This is a genomic window from Mucilaginibacter sediminis, from assembly GCF_051903035.1.
Taxonomy (GTDB): Bacteria; Bacteroidota; Bacteroidia; order Sphingobacteriales; family Sphingobacteriaceae; genus Mucilaginibacter.
On the sequence record NZ_CP170602.1, the window covers coordinates 3,443,728 to 3,460,280 of the forward strand.

The window sequence follows — 16,553 nt, forward strand, 5'->3', positions numbered from 1 at the left end:
TCAATGTAAACCGGCATATTTATTTTCAATAATATGTTGGTATAATTAAAAATATCAAAGCAATGCACTTTGTTAGAACGCTCAAAAAAACCTGATACTTGCCATCGACTTTTTGACATCAACTACTGATTGCCCAAAACAATTGTACGGCATTCATGTATACTGTACATGCATGCCATTCCTTTGTATCTACTTATCTTATTGACCTTTAGCGGCTGCCAGGGCTGCAGTCACGAGGCGGTAGTAATTAACGGGCAAACGTTACTGCGTGGCGATACCCTGCCGCCGCCGGCTCCGGATAGCGCGGAATTTGTGACCAGGATAAACACAGCAGGCATAAACCCCGATAGCCTGGTTTCATTTGCTCAAAGCCTGCGGGGTATCCCCTATCTATACGCATCTACCGATCCGGCGCAGGGATTTGATTGTTCGGGATTTATAACTTATGTGTTTAACCATTTTAAGATAGCAGTGCCCCGCCGGTCGATGGATTTTGATCATGTACACAACGAGGTTCCGCTAAGCCAGGCTAAAACCGGCGATCTTGTGCTGTTTACCGGTACCGACAGCACCGACCATGTACCGGGCCACATGGGCATTTTAATTGTAAAGCCCGGCCAACCTGTGGTGTTTATCCATTCCACCTCGGGCAAGGCTAAAGGTGTTACCGAAACCCCTTTCAGCCCGTATTACGATAGCAGATATCTGAAAACAATAAGGGTATTTGAAGGAGAGTAGCAAGTAGTAAGTATCAGGTAACAAGACTTTATTTGCATGAAGATATGATAGGCTGAAAATATTTTAAATTCCGATTAATTTTTTTACTTCGCAAGAACTATTCATGCAAAAACAACGTTTGTATTGAAAATACTGAAACTATGAAAAAGATATTTACTAATACAGTACGGCTATCGTTAGTTGTCATTGGCCTTACCCCTACTCTGGCGAAGGCTCAAAACGCCGATACCGTTAAAACTAAAAACCGGATGCACAGCGGCTGGCATAAAGATATGACCGGCGGCCTTGAATTGCAAGCCGAGTACCGTAAAAACAACGTACGCGATATTAATGCTTATTTGGTGCCAAAAGGCTTCCCCTTGCTGACCAACAACAGCACATGGTTTAACCTATCAATGACCAGGATGTACAATAACCGCTTTATTACAACACTGGGTATTGGCGGTACAGCGCCCGAGTCGGTAACGGCTAACGATGTAAAGGTGTCGGTTTTCAGAGGGCAAATCCAGGTTGGGGCAGGTTACAACCTATCAACCAACACGGCCTACCGTTTTTATCCAACTGTGGGCCTTAATTTCCAAAACTCGTTCCTTAAAGTGAAGGATAATGGCAATATTAACAGCACTACCGATTTTGGGCAGGAGATTACCCAAAGTTCATCAAGCAAAACGCTTAACCAGCATACATTTGGCATCGAACTTGGAGGTGGATTTGATTACGTGATACACCTTAAATCAAAACAAATGGATTGTGTAACTGTCGACCGCACCATCCCGATAGGCATCCGTGCAGGCTACTACATCGCCGCCAACAATAGCGACTGGAAGGTGGATGGCCACAAACTTACGACCGGCCCCGACAGCAAACCCAACGGCGTGTTTTTAACCCTGGTACTGGGTTTGGGTTATGGGGTACATAAAAATTAAAAGAAGAGTCAAGAGTTAAGAGTCAAGACAGAAATGGTCAGGTCGGAATTATCTGGATTTTTTTAATCAGCAAAACCGTAACTACAGGCATTCGACAATCTTACAAAGCTTACTTATTGTTTCCAAGAATCACAAATCATCTGAAATTTGCACATCTGAAATCTGCATATTTAATCTATTATATAAGCCAGCTTTGCATTTTTGTAGGCTGGCTTTTGTAATTGCAGCTTTAGCTTTTTAAAGCTTTCTATGGGGCCCTGCGTTACAAACATATTTACCAGCCAGGAGGGGATATTGCCTCCGGGATCGGCATGAAGGGTGTACTCAATTTTCACCTTGCCATCACCGGTTGGGGTTATAATCCATTTTCCGGTTGATTCTTCTATCCGTACGGTATTGGGCTTTCGGGGCACCATATCGGCAATGCAGGGTGCATCAACGGTGATTACCTTGGTAACCGGATCCTGCGTAACTTTTATGTGGGCAATAAAATCGCGGTTGTGCACCGGCCAGGGCACATTCACCAACGAGTAATAATATAATTCGGACGGTGACACCTGTTTGATAACATAGCTTGAAGCGGTATGGTACACCCAGCCGTCGCCATTGCTGATATCCATTAAAACCGCCACCAATTGCGACGGGGTTGCGTCAAGACTGCACTCCACTTTAATTGCTTTAACTTTTGAGGAAGCTATATTGCGGGTATAAACTTTAATACCGTCGTCGTTTTTATCAAGGGTCCAGCTACCGTCGGGGTTTGCAAAGGCAAAATTCACAACCAACAGGAGTAGCAAGGTTAATTTTTTTTTCATGTTGTTACGGGTTACAGGATCCGTTACATCAAAACTATAAGGCTTATTTATTTTACCTGTCAGTACAAGGTCATTTGCCTTAGGGTTAATATAAATGTGAAATTGCGATGGCAATTCGCTTGGGCACAGCCGGCCTGAAAGGATAGAACAATCGAATATCTTAAACTCCACTTTAGGGGCTGGGGGCAATATCCATAATAAGAGAAATAAAAGGACAAATAATATCGAACATTGAATTTCGAATGTCCAACACCGAAGTTTTTCCTTCATTATTCGAAATTCAGTGTTCGATATTTAAATCGTTAGTAGCCCCTTAACTTAATGCCTTCAGGGGCTGGGGAACCTTACTCAGTTATGTAAGGCACCTTTACGTTTTTGTAAGCGGGTTTTTGTAGTTGCAATTTTAGTTTTTGAAAACTTTCGGTTGGGCCTTTGGTGGCAAACATATTGCTTAGCCAAGCAGGGATACTACCACCAGGATCGGCATGCAGGGTGTACAATACTTTCACTTTATCTTTACCAACAGGCGTAAGTACCCATTTGCCTTTTGAATCGGCCACGCGCACCACACCGGCCTTCCGGGGTACCATATCAGGAATGCAGGGTGCATCAACAGTAATGACTTTGGTAACCGCGTCCTGCGATACTTTAATGTGGGCTATAAAATCGCGGTTACTCACCGGCCAGGGAACTTCTACCATCGAATAGTAATATAACTCCGATGGCGATACCTGTTTTATAATATAGTTTGATGAAGTATGGTAAAGCCAGTCTTCACTATTTTTTACATCCATCAAAACGGCAACCAGCCGCGATGCCGGAACATCAAAATGACACTCTACTTTAATGGCGTTTATTTTTGAGTTGGGTACTTTGCGGGTATATATATTTACGCCGTCGTTACTGTGTTTTAACACCCAGCCCTCATCGTTTTGTGCAAATGCTGTATTTACAATCAGCAGGATTATTAATGTTAATTTGTAGTACATGGTAGCTAACCGGGTTGCAGGTCCCCGATGTAACAAAGCTATATACAAAACAGGCCGGTTGTGTTACCGGCCTGTCAGTTTAACGTCATTTAGGTTAACACTGGTTCATTAAAACGAGTGCGATAAGCAAAAACTCCCCTTTAGGGGGCCGGGGGGCTTATTTTAAACTCATAGTTGCCCGCCACTGCTTTATATTCCCTCCCAATTAATTTACCTGATAAGGTAACTTTAGCTACAGGGAAAGTGATACTTGCCGTTGAATTTGCAGGTATAATTACCTTATAAGTAACACTGCTCCCCTCCCGTTTCCATGACGATAAAATTTTGCCGTAGGGGCCAGCATGCGTGGCTGTAAACTCATTTAAACCGGGCACAAAATGCGGTGCCAGGATCACATTTTTAAATCCGGGCTCATTTGCATCCGGCTGAATGCCTGCAATGCCTTTGTACAACCAGGCGCCGATTTCGCCAAACATAATATGGTTGAGGGAGATATCAGATTTGGCATCAATCTGCCAATTTTCGTACAGCGTTGTGGCGCCGTTCACCATCCACCATCCCCAGGAAGGGAAGGTTTCCTGCGATGCTATCCTGTACGCTACATCGGGGTAACCATTGTCGCTCAGGGCGCTTAAAATGGCTTTGGCACCAAGAATACCCACATCCAGGTGGTAATTATCGGCAGCAACGCGGGCAGCCAGGTTAGCAGCCACCTTGCTTTTCATGTTATCGGGTACCACACCCCAAAATAACGGAACACTCAGCTCGGTTTGAAAACCCTGACCGTAAATGCCGGTTTGCATATTAAGGTATTTGGCATTGATGGCGTTTTTTATTTTCGTAGCCAGGCCCGTATATTTTACAAAGTCGGCTTGTTTACCCAAAATATGGGCTGCTTTGGCCAATATCGTTGCATCTTTATAATAATAAACCGATGAGGTAAGCTCGACCGGCGAAACAGATTTCACCGGCACCCAGTCGCCAAGGCCCCAGCTGGTAAGGCCGGTTGGGTAAAGCTCATCTATGTGGTTCACATATTTTTCGATGCTGGTATAGCTATCGGCCAGCAGTTTGCTATCGCCATAAAACAAATAGATATTCCAGGGGATGATGGCAATGGTGCTTGTCCAATCGGGGCCGTTACCCCACTCATAGCCCCAGCCGCCGGTAGGGATAATGGATGGTAATACGCCGTTAGGCTGTTGCTCGTCGCGGTGGTCGGCCAGCCATTTTTCGTAAATGGTGATGGCATCAAAATTATACAGCCCTGTTTCGCTGGCTATGTGGGCATCGCCTGTCCAACCGTTCTTTTCGCGTTGCGGGCAATCTGTTGGGTAGCCAAACAGGTTGCTCAGGTAGCTGTGGTTGGTGGCGCTCCAAATTTGGTTAATAGTTTGGTTTGATGAGCTTACCTCGCCTACCGGCTGTACATCGCTGTGCATAAAGTAAGCCTTTAAACTTTCTTTGGTCAGCTGGATGGGCTTGCTGCTGCTTACCTCTACATACTGAAATCCCTTATAGTTAAACTTAGGCATAAAGGTTTCTTCGCCTTTGCCGCCCAGGATAAAAATATCGGTCTGGAAAGGGTCTTTATCATCGGTTGGGCGGTAATGCAGATCGATATTGGATTGATCTACGTGGCCGTTTTTGTTCAGCCGTTCGGCGTGTTTCAGTCGGATCACAGTGCCCGAATCACCTTTAACGGTAATCTGGCTTACGCCGGATATATTGCGGCCAATATCAAACACCCATAGGTTATTATCAATTTTAGTAACGGTTTTGGTGGCTATCTCCTCTACATTGCGAATAGGCTGCAGGCTTTGGGCCACAATATTTGCTGATGGGGCCGAGCGGTTGATAACGTTTTTCCATGCCGAGTCGATAAAATCGGGGGTATTCCATCCGGGCTGCTCCTTGCGGGCATCATAATGTTCGGCGGTATAAATACTGTTGAATACTACGGGGCTCAGTGATGTTTTCCACCGGGTATCAGATGATATCGTTTCGGTAGTGCCGTCGGTATAAGTCACCCTTAAATCCATGCAAAAAGCTGGCCTGCCGCGCCACGGCGCCTGGTGAAAAAACCATACGGCCGTGCTTTGGTGGTTGTACCAGCCGTTGCCCAATAATACACCTACCGCGTTTTTACCATTTTGCAGGTTGGCGGTTACGTCATAGGCAACGTAAAGTGTGCGCCTGTCAAACCGGGTATACATCGGGTCGAGCCGGTGGTTGCCAATTTTTTTACCATTAATGTAAAGCTCATATAAACCGGCTACCGCGATATACGCCCTTGCCGACCTGACAGTTTTACCCACTTTAAAGGTGTTACGAAAATAGGGGGCGGGGTTAACCGATATACCTTTATTATCACTTATCCACGATCCTTTCCAGTTTCGCATTTCCATCATGCCGGTTTCAAAGCTTGTAATTGCCGATGCGCTTAATTTTTTACCGGCCTTATCCCATACAATAACCTTCCAAAAATATTTGGTAAATGGTTGCAGGGCCTTGCCGTTGTAGGTAACCAGGCCGGCAGCCGAAACTACCCTGGCAGTTGTCCAGCTATCACCCCTGCCTGTGGCAACGGCCGCCGAATCGGCACCTACAAACAGTTGATATGCGGTTTGGGCTGCGCCCTGCCGCGCATCGGCCGTTTGCCAGGTTAAACGCGGGTGTTTGGCATCGATACCTATCGGAGCAACCAGGTATTCGCATTTCAGGCCCGTGGTTACAGGCGTTTGTGCAAACGCAACCGCCGAAATTTTAAACAAACAAATAAACAATAAAGCGGTGTAAAGCGCAGGTTTGCGTAAACATTGTTTCATCTTAAAAAGGAATATCCGGGTTTATAATAGTAGTAAAAGCTTTTAGCAAAATCATGGGTATGGTATACCGAAAGTATTCTTTCAATATACAACCCGCAATGTAAAACGATATTTTTATTTAGGTGTCCTGCACAGTCTTGAACAGCCCTTAGAAAAATAAATGGCTATAAAAACGCCCGATATTACAACACTTCATTCAACTCCGCCCCATCCCCACTATCAATAGTCAGCAATGCCCTACTCAAAGTTTATTTAAAAAACTCCATCACGCTGGCCGAAAACTGTACCGTTTTTGATGCAGCGTTATGGTCGCCAGGCACATAACTTAGTTTGGATGTCGCGATCATTTTATGTAATGCTGTTTCAGATCCGCCGTCATGATCTTCTGTGCCATTTATCAGCAATACCGGAATTTTCACCTTAGCCAACTCCTCCGGACTTGTTGACGGCTGATATTTTTGTTGCAAAGCCAGTGCCGGTACATCAAAAGCCGGGTTACTATGAATATATTTTATCATACCATCCACATCATGAAAACTTGTATCACCCATCAGGGCTTTGTATGCGTGAACGCGCCTTGGCCATTCGGGGTTGGTATATGCATCGCCCATACCGCCCATTACCAATTTTTGCACCCGCTTATCCAGCACCAGTAACCGCGATGCGATGATAGACCCGCGCGAATAGCCCACCACGTTATATTTCTTGATGCCCAGGCTGCTTACCAACCCCATTATGTCTTTAGCCTCGGCATCGTTAGCGTAACCAGCATCTGTATGCGGCTTGTCCGACTGTCCGTTGCCCCGCTGGTCAAGTACAATCACTTTATAACCGGCAGCAAGCAAATCGGGGTAAAGGTGCCCGTTTTTCCATCCCTGCCCAGTGCCCGAAAACCCGTGAATAAGCACAACCGGCATTCCGCTGCCCTTAACCTCGTAATAAATTTTTACGCCGTCGGCCGCTGTATAAAAGTTTCCGGCCATTTCCTGTCCAAAACCGGCAAGGCTTGCTGTAAGCGCTATTAACAATACTGTTATTAATTTTATAAGTTTTTTCATTACGGGCCTTACTTTACAAACTGGTTAATAATTAATACTCCCGCAAGGCCTGTTAACGAAACCAACGTTTCCATTACCGACCATGACCTGATGGTATCTTTTATGCTGATGTTAAAATATTCTTTAAAAAGCCAAAAGCCCGAATCATTAACATGCGAAAACGCCAGGCTTCCTGCACCTATAGATAGCACCATTAAATTAGGATCAACGTGACTTTTGGTTACCAATTTTACCAAAATTCCCGCCGCTGCAAGCCCGGCCACCGTTGCCGATCCTAAACTAACACGAATAATGGCCGCTATAACCCAACCTAAAAGCAATGGCGGCAGGTTCAAGGCCTTTAACTGATCGGCAATCTGATCGCTGGCGCCACTGGCGGTTAAAACTTCGCTTAAAGCTCCCGAGCCGGCAATAATAAGCAGTATGAGCGCTATGTCTTTAACAGCATCGGTATAATTACCGGCCAGGGTGCCCATTTTTTTTCCCTGTTTAATACCCAGCGTAAAAGTGGCCACCAGGAGCGCAACCAACATTACTATGGAAGGATCGCCAAGGAAAGCTATCAATTTTACCACGAAAGCATTTTTGATACCCAGGTACGGGAACAAGGCCGAGAGCATTAATAATATCACCGGCAGTAAGGCAGTAAGAAAACTATTTACAGCGCCGGGCAATTTTTCGGGCGGCAGTTCATCGGCCCTGAAAGTAGCCAAAGGTTCCGAAGGTATTTTTTTTAAAAACCGGGCAAACAACGGGCCGGCAATTATAATGGCCGGTATGGCTATCATCAAGCCATAAATAAAAGTTGTGGCCATGTTGGCATGAAACATAGCTACCAGCGCCGATGGCGATGGGTGCGGCGGTAAAAAACCATGCGTAACCGATAATGAGGCCAGCATGGGTAAGCCAATATAAACCGCCGGTAATTTATATTTATAAACCACCGAAAATATAAGCGGCACCATTAATACAAAGCCAATTCCATAAAAAAGCGGGATACCGATGATAAAACCGGCCGAAACCAGTGCCCACTGTATATGTTTTTGGCCAACCGCCCTAACCAATACTTCGGCTATTTTTTGGGCAGCTCCGCTAACGGCCACAAGTTTACCCAACATGGCGCCCAGGCAAATGATAATAAGCAATTTGCCCATAATATCGCCCATACCTTTTTGCACAGAGGCCATCAGCTTATTTATCGGAATGCCCAACATTAACCCCGCGGCTATAGCAACAATAAGAAAAGCTACAAAAGGGTTTACCTTGCCCCAGCTTACCAATAAAATAAGCAGGATAATACAAATAAGGATAATTGCTAACACCATTACATCAAATTGTTAAATTGGACACGTAGGCCAAATGTGATGCGACTAAAGTAGCAACTATATTTGATTTAAGCTTTTATGCAAACTGATAAATTTATGAAGATAACAGCCATTAATTATTTGCTTAAAAGCTGGCAAAAGCCTCAACTATCTTCTTCTTTTCTTAAAGAAAATTAATTAAAACAAAAAAATCACTAAAGCCATATTCTTTTTTTATGTCACTCTATAAAAAATGTTTAGGTTTGTGTGCTGATTTATCGTTAATAATGGCCTCCCCTACTGTTATTTTATTCAACAGCGTTAGTTAAAGATACTTTAATACATTTTAGGCCCTCTTCACCCTTTACGTTTACTATGTCAAAGCGTATTTTAGTATTAGACGATAATCAGGACATTTTAGAAATTGTCCACGAGACACTCACGTACGAACAATTTGAAGTACGCAGTACCTCAAACAGTGGGGACGTATTACCGCTAATAGAAGAGTTCGCTCCCGATCTGGTTATATTGGATTATCGCGTGGCCGGCACAAATGGCGGCGAAATTTGCAAAACAATCAAAGTGCATCCCAAATTTGGCAACACGCCCGTTATTATATTTTCGGCTTATTTAAGTAATGATGACCACCTTTTAAATTATGGTTGCGACGGCATTATCAATAAGCCTTTTGATCTTGTAGAACTTGTAGAGAAAGTTAACAACCTGATAAAATAATTGCCCCGCAACTGCGCTTCATCCCCACTATTTAAGCCGAAATATCACAGCTTCTTATTTACTTTTTACCGCGCTTTTAACAAGAATTTAAAAAGATTGTTTAAAACCTGATGTTTTTTCAAAAAAAAATTCTTTTTCGTTAAAAAAAATAAAAATAAGATAATAAACAACCTAAATGATTGAAATATTGTTAACAATCATATCTTTGTGATAGTAAAAACAAAACGTAATTAAATACAATAAACCCCTGATTGTATTATGGTTGTACAAATAAACCCTCAGCAAGGTACAAAGGCACCACAAAAAAAGAAGCCGTTGTGCCCAAGATGCAAGGCAGAACTCGAAGACAGGATCCCGAGAGGTTTTTTTGCCAGGCGTTTTTTATTTTTCCTTCCGATTAAAAGATACATTTGTTATCGGTGCCAACGCAAGAGACATGTTTTTTATTAATTTAACTAATAAAAAATAAACTAAAAGTATATAAATACTAACTTATTGGTAGTATTTGGACGTGGGGTACTGTTTTATACAGGCTAAATTGTAAATTGCCATTCCTATATTACTATGGCAGACGATCAAAATATCAGCGAAAAACCAAGAAAAGTATATTATTGCTCAAAATGTGGAACCCCTTTCCATTTTAAAATGCGCCGTGGCTGGTTTACCAAAAGGGTTTTGTTTTTTTTACCTATAAAAAAGTACTTCTGTGCCAGATGTAAAAAGGCAAGTTATATTTTTGCCAGGCAGGATGAAGCATAGTGTTAACCGCTGAATTTGGAGCCTCAAGTCAAATTTCCTTCTTTCTTATTTAAAAACGATGACTTTAGCAAAGGTCAATCATCAAATTTGAACCAAAGAATTAGTACAAATTGTTTCGTTTTTACAACATTCCCCATCTTTTCATTTCTTTATTCCGGTGTTTTTACATTTATTTTGAATTAAATTAAGTATAAGCACAATATTACACTGATTTAAAACTACTTATCAAGCTAATTTGGTATAACATTTGCTTATGTTCCACGTAAAGTTATTAATTAATGATTAATAACATTTTTTGAAGATACTAAAAGACAATACCATGAGACGGATATTAGCGGTTGATGATGATAAGGACATACTGGAGGTTTTACAATACATACTTGAAGAATCGGGCTACGAGGTTGAAACACTTTCAGACGGTCATTACCTTTTTGACAGGATCAGAAAGCATCATCCCGACTTGATTTTACTCGATATTATGCTGGGGGGCTTAGATGGACGTGAGTTATGCAAACACATTAAGGGCATGAAAGAAACCCATAACATCCCGGTTATTATGATCTCGGCCAGCCACAATGTTTCTGACAGGGTGCTCCAAACTAATGGCGGTCCGGACGATTTTATAGCCAAACCCTTTGACATTGATGTATTATTGCACAGTGTGAAAGCACGGCTCAACCATGCGGCCTAATGGTAAAAATAGCAGGTTAGCCAATCGCGCCCCTGCTATCTTGGGCATACGTAAGGCCCCAAAAGCACCTGTTTTCTATTACGTTTATTGAATATTTATATTAAAAGCCTTATCCCGTTTTGCGCGGCTACGTAGTTTAAAAAACACAACCAGGTTTAAAAAGTGCATACCTCCCAAAATTAAAATTATCCATCCCAATTTGTAGCTTAGCACCTCCACCACTACCTGTGCGCTGCCAATGCTACCTGTTTCTTTCAAAGCCAGGCTCATATACCCAATATTAACAAGGTAAAAGCCAACTACAAGCAATTTATTTACAGAGTCGGCCAATTCATTATTACCGTGAAAAATATCCACCAAAAAAACGCGGCCGTTTTTGAATAATACTTTGGCAACCCAAACAGTTAATGCAATGCTTACCAGCAGGTAAACAAAGTAAGTTAAAATAAAGTAGTTCATGATTTTGTGATCTGTGTTTATATATATTTAATTATTTAATTTTCAGAAAGAATTGAAATTAAAATTCAAAAAAAATGTTACTTGAACATTTTAAATATCGACCCGAAAAACCAACTTTCTTCTGCTTTTAGCATGGTATCCAAAGTTGTATTTACGTTTTTGGCCAGTTTATTAATGTCGTTTATTGATGTTTTAAAAGTTTTATAGGCAGGGTCATTTTCATCACCTTTAACTTCGGTTAATTGGGCAAGAATCTTCAAAACCGGGTCAAGCTCGCGTTTCTTGCGCTCTTCGGCCACACGGCGTGCAATTACCCAGGTATCTTTCTCGGCATAAAAAAACTCTTTCCGTTCGCCGGTTTTGTGCTGTTTCTCAACCAGCCCCCAATCAATCAAATCGCGCAAGGTCATATTGGCATTGCCACGCGATATGCTTAATTCAGCCATCACCTCCTCGGTAGTCAAAGCATCGGGCGATACCAGGAGCAACGCATGTACCTGTGCCATAGTACGGTTAATGCCCCACTCCGAGCCCAGCTTTCCCCAGGCCTCAATAAACTTCAGCTTCGCTTCTGCCAATTCCATGCACAAATATAGATAAGTTTTTAAACTTTCAAAAATAAATGAAATTAGATGTGCAGATTTTAAATGTGCAAATTACAGATGATTTTGATTTGCATAGCTGTATATCAGTTCGTTAATCTGCACATCTGAAATTTGCATATCTGCACATCTGAAATCTGCACATCTAAGGCTTAAGTTCTTTATCAATCTTCTTATTCCACTCCTCCTGCACGCTTACATTAAGCCCGTGGTTTGTTTCGTCATCATACTGTTTTTGCAGGTCGTTCATTTCCCTGAACGAATCGAGGTAATCTACATTAATCGGGCCGTCATAATTGTCAACCGTAAGTCTTTCTTTGAGCAAATGCTGCTTAAAATGCTCCATCACCAGCTTTACAATATCAAAGTGCCTTTGCTCGTGATTTAAATTATAAGGAGTACGGCCTCCATCCTTTACCCAGCAAGCGCTTTTGGGCAAATATGGTTTTAGGTTTATGTGCACGTTAATTATTCCCTTAACAACCTCCACATGCTCTCCATAAGCTATGCTCGGGAAAACTTCAGCTTCATATTTACTGGCAAGGGGCCTTTGCTGAAAATCGTCCCAACTTAAACGCCGCTTGGCCGAATAGTAAATAGTGTCGCCTTCGGGTTGTTCGGCATAATCACTAAAAATTAATTTTACACCTTTGGCCAGCTTAATATTGCCCCCAGCTTGTTTATCTATCCAGCTATTAAAATACAACAGCCCCGCCCGTAACGAGTTACTTAACAGCCCGCCCACATCCATTTGCTGCCCTGTGCCCCTGGTATAGTTTGCCCCCCCGCGGTAATCAATCAGCCGCAGGTCATCATCATCCTTTTTTAACCAAAATGATAAAACAATACTCAATTTGCCTTCAACTTTACCTCCCGGCTGCAGAGTTTCATCTACCATTAGTTTTTTGATATGGATAATAACCGGCCTTAATGTTTTATCGGGCGGCAGGCTTTTGCCCATATATTCTTTAACTGCCGGTAGCGTACCCCCTACCAGATCAACCCTGTATTTTGGTGTGGCTGGGGTTAGCTGCGCAGCAGGTAAAAGCCAGGCTACAGCACCGCGGTCATCCCGGTCATCCACAATCCCGGCAATGTAAAACTCGTTGGCCGGCAATAAAAATTGCGGGGCGGTTAAAACAATTGGCCCGTTTATTTTTTGTGCATTACAAAACAACGGAAAAAACAAAATGATTAACAGCTTAAGTCCTTTACCGGCAAAACGGTATATCCTGGCCGACACCAAAATCGAGCGACACACGCAAACAAACATATTATCAAACACGCTTAAAGTTTTAAAAAATTGCAGTGATTTACACTAATTGGTTATTTTGGGCAAACGCCCAATGGCTGTGGAACAATCAACAATTTTAAAGTTTTCCACACACATATCATCTTTAGTATTACCTTCGTTTTATAAACGTGTTTTCCACATTTGTTAACTACTTGTGTTAATTAGCCATTTTCGTTTCGCTAATTTAGCATCATCGTTAGTATGCGCTTTATGATCAAAAAAAGATACATCCCCCTGCTAATTCCTGTTTTTATAGCTTCAACCGCTCTGGCACAGCAAAATCCATCTACCCAGGTTTACCGCACTTACCATACCGCCATCGACCTGATGAGTAAAGGAAAATATGCATCTGCGGCCGAGCAATTCCGGCTATTAGAAACTGCCCGGCTAAAAACTACCAACCAGCCCAAATTCGAGTCGGATTTGTCGCTGGTAAAAGAAAACAGCCAGTATTACGAAGCCTTTTGCGCTCTTAACCTTAATAATGACGATGCCGAAAGCATGTTTCTGCGTTTCATTAAAGAACATCCTGAAAATCCGCTTACTAAACTGGCTTATTTCCAGATAGGCAAATCATATTTTAAGCAGGGCAACTACGAAAAATCAATTGAATGGTTTGATAAAGTACAGGCCGGCGAACTTAACGGCCATGATAATACCGAGTATAAATTTCGCAAAGGCTACGCTTATTTTTCGTTAGGTAATTATAAAGAAGCCCAATTGCTTTTTGCGGAAGTAAAAGCCAAAAAAACCGAATTTACCGAGGATGCAACTTATTACTTTGCCTACATAGCCTACCTCAACAAAGATTACCACCTGGCATTGGTAAACTTTGAGCGGTTAAAAAAATCAAAAAAATACGAAAACAGCTACCCTTATTACATTTCGGCAGTTTACTTTTTAGATAAACGCTATGACGATGTAATAAACTACGCGGTACCTATTGTTAATAACACCCACCAGCAAAACGAAACCGAAATGCTGCGCATCATTGCCGCATCGTACTTTGCCAAAGGCAATTTTGACAATGCTGTTAAGTACTACGGCCGTTTCCAGGACCGTGACCAGGGGCGTACCCAAAACACACAGGATAGCTATCAGATAGGTTACACCTTTTACAAGGTGGGCAACTACGCCCAGGCGGCCAGCGAACTTGAAAAACTGGTGGAGCAAAAAGATGTATACAGCCAAAATGGCAACTACACCTTAGGCGATGTTTTCCTGAAAATGAACAACAAGCAAAGTGCACGTAACGCTTTCCTTAATGCATCAAAGCTTAATTACGACAAGCAATTACAGGAAGATGCCTTGTATGAGTACGCCAAGCTATCATACGAACTGGATTTTAATACCGAAGCCCTTGCCGCCACGCGTTTATATCTTAAAAACTATCCGCGCTCGCGCCGTAATGATGAGATGAAGGTTTTATTAGGCGAAGAACTGCTAAACTCCCGTAATTATAAAGAAGCGGTTGACATCCTGGAACCCATCCCCAATAAATCAGAAAGTGCTCAGATAGCTTATCAAAAGGTTACCTATTACCGTGGATTGGAGTTTTATAACGAGCGCGCCTTTGAAAACGCCATAGGTATTTTTCTTCGGTCGCTAAAAAACCCTATCGACCCAAAAACCGCAGCCCTTACCACTTACTGGATGGCCGAAGCCATGTACGAGGTACGTAAATATGCCGAGTCGGTTGAAACCTTTGAGCGGTTTTTAGATATGCCCGAGGCTAAGGAAACCGAAGTGGCCAACTATGCCAACTACGCCGTGGGTTACGCTGCCTTTTATGGCGAGCAATACAAAAAAGCAGCTAACTATTTTGAAAAGTTCCTGGCCGGCGACGTAAAAGACGAAAGTACCCAAAACGACGCGGTAACCCGTATTGGCGATAGCTACTTTGTGCTTAAAAGCTACGGCAAAGCGCTTGATTACTACAACCGCATTATTGCCAGGCATAGCCAGGGCGAAGATTACGCATTGTTTCAGCGTGGCATGATCCAGGGATTGCAGGGCTCGTTGGATACCAAGATAAGCACGTTGAACGATGTGCTGAACAAATTCCCAAATTCTGATTATGCCGATGATGCGTCGTTCGAGATAGCCTACACTTATTTCCTGAAAACAAACGGCGATAAAGCCAAAACAGATTTGCAGGCCATGATTCAGAAATACCCGCGCAGCAGCTACATCCCGCGTGCGCTGGTTACTATTGGTTTAATTGATTACAATGCCGGTAATGATGATGTGGCCGTTGAATCATTCAAAAAAGTGATCCAGGATTACTCATCAACCGATGAGGCTAAACAGGCGCTTAAACAGATAGAAAAAATTTATACAGACAAAGGTGATGCCCAAACATTTATTAGCTATGCGGCTACCACACCAATAGGTAACTACACCGCTGCCGACCAGGAAAGCATTATGATAACTGCTGCCAACAACCTTTATTTAAAAAACGACTGGCAAGGCGCGTTAGGTGCCGTAAACGCTTACTTTGATAAGTTCCCGGGCAAGCAGATTTACGAAAAACAAGCAAGGTTTATAAGGGCGCAAAGCTTAACCAACCTGAACAGGACACAGGAAGCAGTAGTGGACTATAATTTGATATTAAACGACTGGACAAGCGCCTACAGCGAAAAATCATTAATAGCGATGGCCAAGCTTTACATTAGCCAGCAAAAATATAACGAAGCAGTGGTATTTCTGAAACGGTTGGAAACCAATTCAGAATATAAGGCCGATTATACCTTTGCCATTAATAACCTGTTGCTTTGCTATGCCGAAATGAAAATGCCGGACGACGCGCTGAACTATGTAAAACTGGTTAGAGAAAACGATAAAACCGCGCAGGAAGATAAATTCCGCACAGGTTTATATGCAGGTAAGGCTTATTTGCAAAGGGGCGATACAACCACCGCAATTAAGGAATTAAACTACACCATAACCAACACCAAAACAGTTGCCGCAGCCGAAGCAAAATACAATGTAGCACAGGTGGAGTATTTAAAAGGCCGGTACAAAACATCGCAAAAAATGTGTTTTGACCTGGCTAAGGAGATGCCAAACTACGATTATTGGGTAGCCAAAACATATATTTTATTAGCCGACAACTACCGGGCCCTGAAAGACAATTTCCAGGCTAAAGCAACCCTGCAAAGTATTATTGATAACTATAAAGCCGATGATGATATACTGCCAACGGCCAAACAAAAACTGGATGTGTTAAACGGTGGCAAATCAAGCAAAAATGCCGCACCTGTAGTACCTGATACCGGCGACAATAAAGCAGCGCCTGCGGATACCACCAAAACCCCAGCCCAAAACTAACAGGATAACGAAGAGTAATATAAAA

The 16,553-nt window shown here is 42.6% G+C and carries 13 protein-coding genes; 5 read left to right on the forward strand and 8 right to left on the reverse strand.

Features of this window, described 5'->3' with window-relative positions; genetic code table 11:
- The first annotated feature begins 168 nt into the window (after positions 1-168).
- Both ACFGVS_RS13835 and ACFGVS_RS13840 read left to right on the forward strand, forming a co-directional pair.
- Positions 169-738, forward strand: coding sequence for a C40 family peptidase (locus ACFGVS_RS13835; protein WP_439699074.1), 570 nt, complete (start codon positions 169-171; stop codon positions 736-738).
- Positions 739-878: 140 nt separating this feature from the next.
- Positions 879-1,664, forward strand: a complete 786-nt coding sequence (locus ACFGVS_RS13840) for a hypothetical protein (RefSeq protein WP_274211914.1) — start codon at positions 879-881, stop codon at positions 1,662-1,664.
- Between the two features lie 170 nt (positions 1,665-1,834).
- Here ACFGVS_RS13840 and ACFGVS_RS13845 read toward each other — a convergent pair whose 3' ends face one another.
- From ACFGVS_RS13845 to ACFGVS_RS13865, 5 genes are all read right to left on the reverse strand, one after another.
- Positions 1,835-2,479, reverse strand: a complete 645-nt coding sequence (locus ACFGVS_RS13845; RefSeq protein ID WP_274211913.1) for an START domain-containing protein — start codon at positions 2,477-2,479, stop codon at positions 1,835-1,837.
- A gap of 344 nt (positions 2,480-2,823) precedes the next feature.
- Positions 2,824-3,468, reverse strand: coding sequence for an START domain-containing protein (locus ACFGVS_RS13850; RefSeq protein WP_274211912.1), 645 nt, complete (start codon positions 3,466-3,468; stop codon positions 2,824-2,826).
- Positions 3,469-3,608: 140 nt separating this feature from the next.
- Positions 3,609-6,296: a family 78 glycoside hydrolase catalytic domain gene (locus ACFGVS_RS13855; protein ID WP_439699075.1), complete on the reverse strand. Its 2,688-nt coding sequence runs from the start codon at positions 6,294-6,296 to the stop codon at positions 3,609-3,611.
- A gap of 248 nt (positions 6,297-6,544) precedes the next feature.
- A complete protein-coding gene (locus ACFGVS_RS13860; RefSeq protein WP_439699076.1) occupies positions 6,545-7,354 on the reverse strand; it encodes an alpha/beta fold hydrolase in 810 nt (269 codons plus the stop codon).
- An 8-nt stretch (positions 7,355-7,362) separates the two neighbouring features.
- Complete coding sequence (locus tag ACFGVS_RS13865; protein ID WP_274211910.1) at positions 7,363-8,679, reverse strand: GntT/GntP/DsdX family permease; 1,317 nt, start codon at positions 8,677-8,679, stop codon at positions 7,363-7,365.
- A 354-nt stretch (positions 8,680-9,033) separates the two neighbouring features.
- Here ACFGVS_RS13865 and ACFGVS_RS13870 point away from each other — a divergent pair, with 354 nt between their 5' ends.
- Both ACFGVS_RS13870 and ACFGVS_RS13875 read left to right on the forward strand, forming a co-directional pair.
- Positions 9,034-9,393 carry a response regulator transcription factor gene (locus ACFGVS_RS13870; RefSeq protein ID WP_090643628.1) on the forward strand — a complete coding sequence of 120 codons (360 nt, stop codon included), beginning with the start codon at positions 9,034-9,036 and terminating at the stop codon, positions 9,391-9,393.
- 1,078 nt (positions 9,394-10,471) lie between these two features.
- A complete protein-coding gene (locus ACFGVS_RS13875) occupies positions 10,472-10,843 on the forward strand; it encodes a response regulator transcription factor (protein WP_274211909.1) in 372 nt (123 codons plus the stop codon).
- An 84-nt stretch (positions 10,844-10,927) separates the two neighbouring features.
- On the opposite strand, the gene ACFGVS_RS13880 is transcribed toward ACFGVS_RS13875, so the two are convergent.
- The 3 genes from ACFGVS_RS13880 to ACFGVS_RS13890 all read right to left on the reverse strand — a co-directional run bounded on the left by ACFGVS_RS13880 (position 10,928) and on the right by ACFGVS_RS13890 (position 13,147).
- Positions 10,928-11,302, reverse strand: coding sequence for a hypothetical protein (locus ACFGVS_RS13880; RefSeq protein ID WP_439699078.1), 375 nt, complete (start codon positions 11,300-11,302; stop codon positions 10,928-10,930).
- Between the two features lie 77 nt (positions 11,303-11,379).
- A complete protein-coding gene (locus ACFGVS_RS13885; RefSeq protein ID WP_439699079.1) occupies positions 11,380-11,886 on the reverse strand; it encodes a GbsR/MarR family transcriptional regulator in 507 nt (168 codons plus the stop codon).
- A 163-nt stretch (positions 11,887-12,049) separates the two neighbouring features.
- Positions 12,050-13,147: a hypothetical protein gene (locus ACFGVS_RS13890; RefSeq protein WP_439699081.1), complete on the reverse strand. Its 1,098-nt coding sequence runs from the start codon at positions 13,145-13,147 to the stop codon at positions 12,050-12,052.
- 261 nt (positions 13,148-13,408) lie between these two features.
- Here ACFGVS_RS13890 and ACFGVS_RS13895 point away from each other — a divergent pair, with 261 nt between their 5' ends.
- Positions 13,409-16,528 carry a tetratricopeptide repeat protein gene (locus ACFGVS_RS13895; RefSeq protein ID WP_274211905.1) on the forward strand — a complete coding sequence of 1,040 codons (3,120 nt, stop codon included), beginning with the start codon at positions 13,409-13,411 and terminating at the stop codon, positions 16,526-16,528.
- Positions 16,529-16,553 lie beyond the last annotated feature (25 nt).